Source organism: Massilia forsythiae (assembly GCF_012849555.1).
Classification (GTDB): domain Bacteria; phylum Pseudomonadota; class Gammaproteobacteria; order Burkholderiales; family Burkholderiaceae_D; genus Telluria; species Telluria forsythiae.
Genome location: NZ_CP051685.1, coordinates 532663 through 543789, shown reverse-complemented (window position 1 = coordinate 543789; position 11127 = coordinate 532663). Strand labels below are relative to the sequence as shown.

Here is an 11127-nt window from a genome sequence, read left to right as displayed (position 1 = left end):
TTGTGGTTTTTCCTGATCAGACGGGAAGCTTGAGCAGCTCGTCGACGGCGCCCATGACCTTGTTACGGACCTGCATCAGCATCGAGAACGACAGGCTGGCCTGCTGCGACGACAGCATGGCGCCGACCAGGTCGTCGCTCTTGCCGCTGTCGACGGCCGCCATCTTGTCGCTGGCGCTGCGCTGGTCCTGGTCGACGCTGGCCAGCGCATCCTTCATGCTCTGGGTGAACGAGGAGCTGCCGCTCGAGGTCGCCTGGCCCGGCTGGGCGGCGTCCAGCGCCGGCGCCACGGAAAGGCGGCTGGCGTCGTTGTTCAAGGCGGCCAGGTCGGCCCGAATCAGACCGGCAAGTTCAGTTCCCATCGTTGGTCCACTCCATGAATAAGTTGGTGCGTCGACAATCCCGGCAGCGCTTTACAGTGTTTCTGTGTGTCACTGGTAAAATGACGAGATTGCTTTGCGGTAATTGTTAAATCTGCAGGATCTTGGCAGTACTTGGTTTCCCGCAGAGAAGCGGCGAGAATATGTGTTGGCTTTTTTGATACCCAGAGCAGATTTCCGCAATTCGACGCTGGATGCATGCATCTTACCGTACGGCAATGGCGAATTCAAAGCGGAATCTCAAATGTCGTGACACAATTTAGCAGGTATAATTGTTTCCCACGGGAATGAAAAGAAAGCATCCTCGATTAGTAAATTGTTAATTTCAACATGCCGATTCCGACCAACGACAACGCCGCGCAACATCAAGTACTGGACCCTCGTCTACTGGGGCGGCCAGTCCATCTGTTGCCCCAGTTCGCCGTGCGTCTGCAGGACGATCTCGAGAGCGTCATGCAGGGCAGCGCACGCCGTTACTGGGCCGGCTGGCGCCTGGAAATCGTCGAATTCGGGCGTTCCCCGCAACAAAATGCGCTGCGTTGGATGGCAGCGAGCAATGCCATGGGTACCGTCGCGGTGGCGTTCGAGCGTGGTTTATTACTGACACTGTTGGAAAGGCGCTACGGTGGACGTGGCGCCGGCGCAACTCAGCGGGACCCGCAAAGCGAGCGCGTGACCGCCACCGAAGACCGTTTGGCCGTCGTGTTGACGCAACAAATGGTCGATGTGTTGTATGGCCGCGTCGCTGTCAGCATGGCAATGGAGGTGGCGCCGCGCCCGGTCGCCGCCAACGCCATCCTGGCCGCCAGCATGCCGGGCGCCAGCAGCTGGGCGGTGCGGGTGCTGGTGCGCGACGCCGCCGGCCAGGAAGGCAGCTTCTGGATCGCCCCCGACCAGAACCTGATGGCCGCCATCCTGGGCAGCCTGCGCGCGGACCAGCCGCGCCAGCGCACGGCGCGCGGCCCCAGCGAACCGCTGGGCAGCGCATTGCAGGTCAAGCTCGACGGCCGCCTGGTCAGCAAGGAAATGACTTTGGGGGCATTGTTCGATATCAAAGTGGGCGATGTGATTCCGGTCAATGTAGGCCGGGCCGACGTCCTGCTCGACGAGGCGCGCCTGTTTACGGCCGCGGTCGCCGAGCACAAGGGATCGCTGTGTTTAACCTCTTTTGAAGATGCCGAGTAAAAGACAATGAATGTGAACGATCAATTCACCGGTGGCGACATCATCATCGACGACCTGGCCGGCGACGATGCGGCCGCCACGCCGGCGCCGCAGGTCGCACGCGCCGCGCGCCTGCCGCAGATGATGCGCCGCATCCCGGTGACGCTGACGCTGGAAGTGGGCTCGGCCCGCATCTCGCTGCAGGAACTGATGGACATCGGCCCGTCCAGCGTGGTGCCGCTCGACGTGCTGGCCGGCGAACCGCTGGTCATCAAGGTCAACGGCACCGCGATCGGCCGCGCCGAAGTGGTGGTAGCGGGCGAGCAGTACGGTCTCAAGGTGATCGACCTGGAAGGCCTGAACCTGGACCTGATCGCGCCATGATGCGGCGGCGGGGCGGCGCAGTGCGCCGCTATGCGCCGGCGCTCGCCGGCGCCGGCCTGCTGCTGCTGGCCGCAAGCGCAGTTGCGGCGCCGGCCGGGCAGGACGTGCTGCCGGGGGTGATCCCCGGCTCCAGCAGCGGCCTCACCGTGAAGTCGCAGATCCTGGTGCTGATGACCATCCTCGGCCTGCTGCCGGTGATGGTCATGATGATGACCAGCTTTACCCGCTTTGTGATCGTGCTGTCGCTGCTGCGCCAGGCGCTCGGCCTGCAGCAGGGCCTGCCGAACCGGATCGTCACCGGCGTGGCGCTGATCCTGACGCTCCTGGTGATGCGCCCGGTCGGCATGCAGGTCTGGAACGAGGCCTTCGTCCCCTACGACAAGGACAGGATATCTCTGGAGCAGGCGCTCAAGGTGGCCGAGGTGCCGCTGTCGCGCTTCATGCTGGCCCAGACCAGCAAGACCGCGCTGGCCCAGATCGCGCACCTGTCGGGCGAACCGGCCGAGATGGCGCCGATGCAGCGCGCCTTTACCGTCAAGCTGGCCGCCTTCGTGCTGTCCGAACTGAAAAGCGCGTTCCAGATCGGCTGCATGCTGTTCATCCCGTTCCTGATCATCGACCTGGTGGTGTCGTCGGTGCTGATGGCGATGGGCATGATGATGCTGTCGCCGCTGGTGATTTCGCTGCCCTTCAAACTGCTGCTGTTCGTGCTGGTGGATGGCTGGACCCTGACCGTGAACACGCTGGTCGGCAGCATCCACACATGGTAACGCCGGCCCGGCACATCGAAAAAGACAACGCATGACCCCTGATATCGCCGTCGACGTGGTGGTCGAAGCCCTGCAGCTGGTAATGCTGCTGGTGATGGTGCTGGTGCTGCCGGGCCTGCTGGCAGGCGTCATCGTGGCCCTGGTGCAGGCCGCCACCCAGATCAACGAACAGACCCTGAGCTTCCTGCCGCGCCTGCTGGTGACGCTGGTGGCCGTGATCCTTGCCGGCCACTGGATGACCGGCAAGCTGATGGATTATTGCGTGGCCGTGTTCCAGCGCGCCGCCACGCTGGTGGGCTGATGCTGGAGGCCAGCAACCTGCTGCTGCCGCTGATCGGCGCGCTGTGGTGGCCGTTCTGCCGCATCATGGCGATGCTGACCACGGCGCCGGTGATCGGCGACGGCGTAGTGCCGCTCACGGTGCGCGCGCTGCTGTCGGTGGTGCTGGCGTTCCTGATGCTGCCGCTGACGAAGGGCGGCGCCATGCCGGATCCGTTCTCGCTGGCCGGCGTGGTGGCGATGATCGAGCAGGCCGTGATCGGCGCCGCCATCGGCCTGGCCATGCAGCTGACGATGGCGGTGATCGGCATGCTCGGTTTCCTGGTGTCGAGCCAGGTCGGTTTTTCGATGGCGCAGATGAACGACCCGGTCAACGGCCAGCAATCGGATGTGATTTCCGGCCTGCTCGGCCTGGTGGCGATGCTGGTGTTCTTCGCCATCGACGGCCACCTGGTGCTGGCCGGCGTGATGGGCCAGAGTTTCCGGGCCTGGCCGGTCGGCGGCGGCTACAGTGCACTGCTGCTGCAGACGATCGCCTTGAATGTCGGCTGGGTGTTCTCGGCCGCGATCCTGCTGGCGCTGCCGATCGTGTTTTCGACACTGGTGGTGCAGATCGGCTTCGGCTTCCTGAACCGCGTGGCGCCCTCGCTGAACCTGTTCTCGCTCGGCTTTTCGCTGGTGACGCTGTTCGGCCTGATGATGCTGGTGCAGGTGGTGCGCTTCGTTCCCGAGCACTACGTGCAGATGACCAACCAGGTGCTGGAGATGCTCCAGCAGCAGATGAGGCTAGCCCATGGCTGACAACGACAGCGGCGGCGACAAGACAGAAAAGGCCTCGGCCCAGAAACTGAAAAAGGCGCGCGAGCAGGGCCAGGTGGTGCGCTCGAAGGACCTGGCCACCGCGGTCGGTATCCTGGTCAGCCTGAAGCTGTTCGTGTTCCTGCTGCCGGACTACCTGGAATCGTTCCGCGCGCTGTTCCGGCTGGTGTACGCGCCGCTGGGCGCGGCCGGCTCCACCGAAAATGCGCTGTCCGTGGTGTGGGGCGGCGCCGCCGCGCTGCTGGTGAAGATGGTGCTGCCGCTGCTGGGCGTGCCGCTGGCGATCGTCGTGGCCAGCCTGGTGCCGGGCGGCGTGGCTTTTTCCGCCAACAACCTGATGCCGCGCTTCGACCGCTTCAGCCCGATCCGCAACCTCGGGCAACTGGGATCGGCCAAGCACTGGAGCACCTTCGCCATCTCGGTCGGCAAGGCGGCGCTGCTGGGCGTGGTGCTGGTACACGTGGTACGTTCCGGCGTGGGCGCCTGGGTCGACCTGCAGCGCATGCCGCTGAACGACGCGCTGCTGCACGGCGCCGGGCTGATGTTCGACGGCCTGATGTCGCTGGTGACGGTGTTCCTGCTGTTCGCGCTGATCGACGTGCCGCTGCAATCGTTTTTGTTCGCGCGCGGCCAGCGCATGAGCAAGCAGGAAGTGAAGGAAGAATACAAGAGCAACGAGGGCAAGCCCGAAGTGAAGTCGCGCATCCGCCAGCTGCAGCAACAGCTGGCGCGCCGCAACGTCAACAAGACCGTGCCCGGCGCCGACGTGGTGATCGTCAATCCCGAGCACTACGCGGTGGCCCTGAAATACGATCTAGAGCGCGCCGAGGCCCCGTTCGTGGTGGCCAAGGGCGTGGACGAGATGGCGCTGTACATCCGCGCGATCGCCGCCAAGCACAAGATCGAGACGATCGCGCTGCCGCCGCTGGCACGCGCCATCTACAACACCAGCCAGGTGCAGCAGCAGATCCCGGCCCAGCTGTACCAGGCGGTATCGCAGGTGCTGAACTACGTGCTGCAATTGAACGCTTTCCGCGCGGGCCGGCGCCAGGCCGCGCCGCGGTTCCCCAACGAGGTCGTCGTGCCGGCCCATTTGAGTGAGGTATCCCCGACATGAACACGTTTAATAGCCTGATGCAGGAACTGCGTCGACAAAAGATCGCCACGCCGGTATTCCTGCTGACGCTGCTGGCGATGATCATGCTGCCGCTGCCGCCGGTGCTGCTGGACGTGCTGTTCACGTTCAACATCGTGCTGGCGCTGATCGTCATCCTGGTGTCGGTGTCGGCCAAGCGCCCGCTGGACTTCTCGGTATTCCCGACCGTGATCCTGGGTACCACGCTGATGCGCCTGGCGCTGAACGTCGCTTCCACGCGCGTGGTGCTGCTGCGCGGCCACGAGGGCACGGCCGCGGCCGGCCACGTGATCGAAGCCTTCGGCAACGTGGTCATCGGCGGCAATTACGTGGTCGGCATCGTGGTGTTCGTGATCCTCATGATCATCAACTTCGTGGTGGTGACCAAGGGCGCCGAGCGCATCTCGGAAGTCTCGGCGCGCTTTACCCTGGACGCGCTGCCCGGCAAGCAGATGGCGATCGACGCCGACCTGAACGCCGGCCTGATCAACCAGGAAAAGGCGACCCAGCGCCGCAAGGACGTGGCCAACGAAGCCGACTTCTACGGCGCCATGGACGGCGCTTCGAAATTCGTGCGCGGCGACGCCATCGCCTCGATCCTGATCCTGATCATCAACATCGTCGGCGGCGTGGCGATCGGCGCGCTGATGCACGGCCTGTCGTTCGGCGAAGCCTTCCGCACCTATGCGCTGCTGACCATCGGCGACGGCCTGGTGGCGCAGATCCCGGCGCTGCTGCTGTCGGCGGCGGCGGCGATCCTGGTCACCCGCATCAGCGATTCCGGCGACTTCGAGCAGCAGGTCAGCGGCCAGCTGCTGGCCCAGCCGGCCGTGCTGTTCTCGGCATCCGGCGTGCTGATCATCCTCGGCCTGGTGCCGGGCATGCCGTGGTTTTACTTCATGGTGTTCGCCGCCGCGCTGGGCTACGTCGGCTGGCGCCTGTCGCGCGAGGTCAAGGCGCCGGACGACGCCGGCGTGGCCGCCATCGAGGCTGCACTGCGCGACGAGCGCGCGCCGGAGCTCGACTGGCAGCAGCTGCCGGTGGTGCAGCCGATCTCGGTGGCGGTCGGCTACAAGCTGGTGCACCTGGTCGACAAGGGCCAGGGCGAAGTGCTCACCAAGCGCATCAAGGGCGTGCGCCAGAGCCTGTCCGAGCAGATGGGCCTGCTGCTGCCGGCGATCGGCGTGCGCGACGACCTGACCCTGCGCCCGAACCAGTATGCCATCTCGGTGAACGGCAGCGTGGTGGCCGAGGGCGAGGTGGTGCCGGAATGCCTGATGGCGATCCCGTCGCCCAACGTATACGGCGAGCTGGACGGCATCCCCGGCCTCGAGCCGGCCTTCGGCATGGCGGTCACCTGGATCGAGCCGGACCAGAAGGCGCACGCGCTGGGGCAGGGCTACCAGGTGGTCGAGGTGGCCAGCGCCATCGCTACCCACAGCTCGAAGATCGCGCGCGACTACATGGCCGAACTGTTCCGCCACGAAGACGTGCCGGCCATGATGGAACGCTTGAGCGCGCTCTCGCCCAAGCTGTCCGGCGCGCTCGACAAGGCGCTCACCCACACCCAGCTGCTGCGCGTGTTCCGGGTACTCCTCGCCGAGAACGTGTCGCTGAAGGACATCGTGGTCATCGCCACCACGCTGCTGGACAGTTCGGAGACCACCAAGGACCCGATCCTGCTGGCGGCCGAGGTGCGCTGCGCGCTGCGCCGCCAGATCGTCTCCGGCCTGTACGGCAAGAAGAAGGACATGCCCGCCTTTAATTTGTCCGGCGAGCTGGAAAACATGCTGCTCGGTTCCCTCAACCAGGCACGCCAGAGCAACGGCGGCAAGGTCGCGCTGGACAACTACCCGATCGACCCGCAACTGCTGTCGCAGCTGCAGCTGAACATGCCGGTGGCGCGCGAGCAGATGAAGCAGCAGCACGCGCCGCCGCTGCTGCTGGTGCTGCCGCAGATCCGTCCGCTGCTGGCGCGTTACGCGCGCCTGTTCGCGCCGGGCCTGCACGTGCTGTCGTATAACGAGATTCCGGAAAACCGCGAAGTCTCGATCATCGGCACGGTGGGCTGATCGCCATGCACGCCCGTATTCTCGACCTGGCCGAATGGCTGCCGGCGCAGGTGCTGGCCAACGACGAACTGGCCGCGCTGTATCCCGAGTGGAGCGCGGACAAGATCCTGGCCAAGACCGGCATCCGTGCGCGCCGCCTCGCCGCGCCCGGCGAGACCGCGGCCGACCTGGCAGCTGCCGCCGCCGAGCGCCTGTTCGCGCAGGGCGTGGTGGCGCGCGCCGAGATCGATTTCATTTTGCTGTGCACCCAGGCGCCCGACTACCTGCTGCCGACCACCGCCTGCGTGCTGCAGGAACGCCTCGGCATCGCGCGCAGCGCCGGCGCGCTCGACTTCAACCTCGGCTGCTCCGGCTTCGTGGTCGGCCTGTCGCTGGCCAAGGGCCTGGTCGAGAGCGGGGCGGCGCGGCGGGTGCTGCTGCTGACGGCGGACACCTATTCGAAATACATCCACGCCCAGGACCGCAGCGTGCGCACCCTGTTCGGCGACGGCGCCGCCGCCACCGTGGTCGGCGCGGCGGACGCTGCGGCGCCGGACGGGCAAGCGATCGGTCCCTTCGTGTTCGGCACCGACGGCCGCGGCGCGCACGACCTGATCGTCGCGACCGGCGGCGCCCGCCATGCGCGCGACGCCGCGTCCGGCGTGGCGCAGCTCGACGCCAACGGCAACCTGCGCAGCCGCGACGACCTGTACATGAACGGCGCCGAGGTATTCGCCTTTTCGCTGCGCGAAGTGCCGAAGGCGATCGACGCGCTGCTGGACAAGGCCGGCCTGGCGAAGGACGACATCGATTATTTCGTGCTGCACCAGGCCAACCGCTTCATGCTCGACGCGCTGCGCAAGAAGATCGGCGTCGCGCCCGAAAAACTGCCGATCCACATGGAAGACGTCGGCAACACCGTTTCCTCGACGATTCCCCTGACCCTGATCCGCATGCGCGCGGCCGGCCAACTGCGTCCCGGCGCGCGCCTCATGCTGGTCGGCTTCGGTGTCGGCTACTCGTGGGCCGCCACCATCCTCCAACTCTGATACAGGACACACAGAATGAGCATCGACACCTTCATCGGCCACTTCGCCGAAGCCCTGGAAACCGGCGCCGGCGCGCTGACGCCGCAGACCGTGTTCAAGGACCTGGACAACTGGGATTCGCTGGCGGCACTGTCGGTCATCGCCATGATCGACGAGCACTACGGCGCCTCGATCGGCGGCGCCGACCTGGAAAAAGCGCGCAGCCTGCAGGACCTGCACGAGCTCGTGGCGCAACGGCGGGCATGATGGCGCCGCTGACCGGGGTCGCCATCCGCGGCGTGTCGACGGCGGTGCCGGGCACCGTGGCGCGTACCGCCGACTACACGCCGCTTACCGAGGCCGAGCGCGTAAAATTCGCGGCCGGCACCGGCATCGAACAGCGGCGCGTGGCGGCGCCCGGCCAGTGCGCCTCCGACCTGTGCATCGCCGCCGCCGCCGACCTGCTGGCGCGCCTGGACTGGGACAAGTCCGGCATCGGCGCGCTGGTGATGATCACGCAAACGGGCGACCACCCGGTGCCGGCCACCGCCATCATCGTCCAGCACAAGCTCGGCCTGCCGACTTCGTGCGCCGCCTTCGACATCAACCTCGGCTGCTCCAGCTATCCGTACGGGCTGGCGGTGCTGGGCTCGACCATGCGCACGCTCGGCATCCGGCGCGCGCTGCTGCTGGTGGGCGACGTCTCCACGCGCCTGTGCTCGTACAACGACAAGTCGAGCTGGCCGCTGTTCGGCGATGCCGGCTCGGCCACCGCGCTGGAACTGGACGACGGCGCCTCGCCGATCCACTTCGACCTGAACTCGGACGGCGCCGGCAAGGACGCGATCATCGTCGAGGCCGGCGGCCTGGCCTCGAAGCGGCCGGCGGCGGACGCCGGTTTCGACGAGGTCGCGCTGGCGCCCGGCATGGCGCGCCATCCGTCGCACCTGCGCCTGCAGGGCGCCGACATCTTCAGCTTCGCCATCGGCGCGGTGCCGCCCAGCATCCGCCGGGTACTGGCCGCGGCCGGCTGGGAGCTGGACCGGGTCGAGCACGTGGTGCTGCACCAGGCCAACAAGATGATCAACGATTTCATCCGCAAGAAGGTCGGCTACCCGCAGGACAGGGAGATCGGCACGCTGCGCGACTACGGCAACACCAGTTCGGTGTCGATCCCGCTGACCCTGTGCGCGGGCAGCACGCGCCTGGCGCAGGGCGGGCGCGTGCTGCTGTCCGGCTTCGGGGTCGGCCTGTCCTGGGCCAGCGCCACGCTCGTGCTGGACCCCGGCATTGTGCTGCGCCTGTTCGACAGCGACCATGTCTACTGACGCGCGCACGATGGACGCGCGCACGATCATGCCCGACGCCTACTGGCGCGACGTGGTGCTGGAACGGGAATACGAGCGCATCTTCGCGCACGGCCTGTACGTCGGCCCGGCGCAGTTGCTGGCGCAGGACGGCGACTACCACAGCTACCAGGTCTGCGGCCGGCCCTTCGTCACGCGCCGCGCCGAAGGCGAATTGCGCAGCTTCGAGAACGTCTGCCTGCACCGCGCCAAGCTGATCGACCCGCCGGGACGGGGCAACCGGCCGTTCCGCTGCGGCTACCACGCCTGGCAGTACGATGCCGCCGGCGCGCTGGAGCGGGCGCCGCTGGCGCAGGACGCCTGCATCGGACGGCGCCGGTTGCAGCGCTGCGCCACCGTCGAGCGGCACGGCCTGGCCTTCATGGCGACGCAGGGCACGCTCGATGCCGACACCGGTGCGCAGGCGCTGGACGCGGCCGGCTTCGAACTCGGTGAATTCTTCCACGAAGAGACGCTGGAACACGCCGCCAACTGGAAGCTGGTGGTCGAGAACGTGCTGGAATCCTATCACCTGTCGTTCGTGCACCAGGACAGCTTCGTGCCGACCGGGATCAGCTCGGCCTCCGACACCCGCGAAAGCCGGTTCGGGCGCGACTCCTGCCTGCACATCGCCAACAAGAAGGACGGCGGCGCCGCCAAGGGCCGCCTGATCCCGGGTTCCAACTCGGACTACGTGCATGCCTACGTGTTCCCGAACCTGTTCGTCTCCATCACCGGCGGCCTGGTCGGGTTCGTCTCGCATTTCATGCCGCAGGAAGCCGGACGCACGCTGCTCGAATGGCGCTTGTTCGAGACGCCGCTGCTGCTGGCGCAGAAGAACGCGGTGCGCAGCTACATCCGCCAGAACGCCATCGATTTCACGCGCAAGGTGCTGGGCGAAGACCTGGTCGTGCTGAACCAGTCGCAGATCGGCATCCGCCACGCGCGCGGTCCGCACCAGCTGCAGCCGGTCGAGGGGCGCCTGGCGCATTTCCACGAAACCTACATGCGCATGATGGAGGACGGCGAATGAACTTGAACGGCAAACGGGTGCTGGTGACCGGCGCCACCTCCGGCATCGGCCTGGCCACGGCGCGCGCACTGGCGGCGATGGGCGCCGAAGTGTGGGGATTGGGGCGCGACGAAGGAAGACTGCAGGCGCTGCGCGACGGCGGCTTGAACGGCGGCCAGGCGCTCGCCTTCGACCTGCTCGACTTCAGCGCCTACCGCGCCTTCGCCGCCGGCCTGCCGGTGTTCGACGCGGTGGTGCATTCGGCCGGCGTGGTCGAGAACAGCCCGCTGCGCTACTTCTCCCTCGAGAAATACCAGCGCACCGTGGACACCAACCAGTCGGCGCCGCTGTTGCTGAGCGCCGAGCTGGCGCGCGCGGCGAAACTCGGCGCCGGCGGCTCGCTGGTGTTCCTGGCCTCGATCAGCGGCACCAGCATCGGCATGAAGGGCATCGCCGCGTACGCCGCCAGCAAGGCCGCGCTGGTCGGCATGGCCAAGGTGCTGGCGCTGGAACTGGCGCCGAAAGGCATCCGCGTGAATTGCGTCTCGCCCGGCATGGTGAACACCGAACTGGTGGCCGGCGCGACTTACCTGTCGGACGAGGCCAAGCGCGCCGACATGCAGAAGTATCCGCTGGGCGGACGCTATGCCGAGCCGCGCGAAGTGGCCGGCGTGATCGCCTTCCTGGTGTCCGACCATTCGTCGTTCATGACCGGGCAGAACCTGACGGTCGACGGCGGCTACAGCATCCAATAGGAGAG

At 66.7% G+C, this 11127-nt stretch carries 13 protein-coding genes; 12 read left to right on the top strand and 1 reads right to left on the bottom strand.

The annotated features are described in order from the left end of the window. Positions 1-16 precede the first annotated feature (16 nt). Complete coding sequence (gene fliE / locus HH212_RS02380; RefSeq protein WP_169433922.1) at positions 17-361, bottom strand: flagellar hook-basal body complex protein FliE; 345 nt, start codon at positions 359-361, stop codon at positions 17-19. 348 nt (positions 362-709) lie between these two features. On the opposite strand from fliE, the gene HH212_RS02375 reads away from it, so the two are divergent. From HH212_RS02375 to HH212_RS02320, 12 genes are read left to right on the top strand one after another with little or no spacing between them, the layout of a single operon-like run. Then, on the top strand, positions 710-1564 hold the full coding sequence (locus tag HH212_RS02375; RefSeq protein ID WP_169433921.1) for a FliM/FliN family flagellar motor switch protein: 855 nt from the start codon (positions 710-712) through the stop codon (positions 1562-1564). A 6-nt stretch (positions 1565-1570) separates the two neighbouring features. Continuing rightward, positions 1571-1927, top strand: coding sequence for a FliM/FliN family flagellar motor switch protein (locus tag HH212_RS02370; RefSeq protein WP_169433920.1), 357 nt, complete (start codon positions 1571-1573; stop codon positions 1925-1927). After that, entirely contained in the window at positions 1924-2697 is a 774-nt protein-coding gene (gene fliP / locus HH212_RS02365) for a flagellar type III secretion system pore protein FliP (protein WP_229217530.1), read from the top strand. Before HH212_RS02370 ends, fliP begins: the two co-directional genes overlap by 4 nt. 31 nt (positions 2698-2728) lie before the next feature. Continuing rightward, positions 2729-2998: a flagellar biosynthesis protein FliQ gene (fliQ, locus tag HH212_RS02360; RefSeq protein ID WP_169433919.1), complete on the top strand. Its 270-nt coding sequence runs from the start codon at positions 2729-2731 to the stop codon at positions 2996-2998. Then, a complete protein-coding gene (gene fliR / locus HH212_RS02355) occupies positions 2998-3777 on the top strand; it encodes a flagellar biosynthetic protein FliR (RefSeq protein WP_169433918.1) in 780 nt (259 codons plus the stop codon). Before fliQ ends, fliR begins: the two co-directional genes overlap by 1 nt. Further along, positions 3770-4912, top strand: a complete 1143-nt coding sequence (gene flhB / locus HH212_RS02350; protein ID WP_169433917.1) for a flagellar type III secretion system protein FlhB — start codon at positions 3770-3772, stop codon at positions 4910-4912. Before fliR ends, flhB begins: the two co-directional genes overlap by 8 nt. Next, positions 4909-7002, top strand: a complete 2094-nt coding sequence (locus HH212_RS02345) for a flagellar biosynthesis protein FlhA (RefSeq protein ID WP_169433916.1) — start codon at positions 4909-4911, stop codon at positions 7000-7002. The genes flhB and HH212_RS02345 overlap by 4 nt, the downstream gene beginning before the upstream one ends. A 5-nt stretch (positions 7003-7007) precedes the next feature. Continuing rightward, the gene (locus HH212_RS02340; protein ID WP_169433915.1) at positions 7008-8030 is read left to right on the top strand and encodes a ketoacyl-ACP synthase III; all 1023 of its coding nucleotides are present in this window, start codon (positions 7008-7010) and stop codon (positions 8028-8030) included. Between the two features lie 15 nt (positions 8031-8045). After that, entirely contained in the window at positions 8046-8276 is a 231-nt protein-coding gene (locus HH212_RS02335) for an acyl carrier protein (protein WP_169433914.1), read from the top strand. Beyond that, positions 8273-9337: a 3-oxoacyl-ACP synthase III family protein gene (locus HH212_RS02330; protein WP_169433913.1), complete on the top strand. Its 1065-nt coding sequence runs from the start codon at positions 8273-8275 to the stop codon at positions 9335-9337. Before HH212_RS02335 ends, HH212_RS02330 begins: the two co-directional genes overlap by 4 nt. Then, complete coding sequence (locus tag HH212_RS02325) at positions 9327-10388, top strand: aromatic ring-hydroxylating oxygenase subunit alpha (protein ID WP_169433912.1); 1062 nt, start codon at positions 9327-9329, stop codon at positions 10386-10388. The genes HH212_RS02330 and HH212_RS02325 overlap by 11 nt, the downstream gene beginning before the upstream one ends. Further along, positions 10385-11122: an SDR family NAD(P)-dependent oxidoreductase gene (locus tag HH212_RS02320; RefSeq protein WP_169433911.1), complete on the top strand. Its 738-nt coding sequence runs from the start codon at positions 10385-10387 to the stop codon at positions 11120-11122. Before HH212_RS02325 ends, HH212_RS02320 begins: the two co-directional genes overlap by 4 nt. Positions 11123-11127 lie beyond the last annotated feature (5 nt).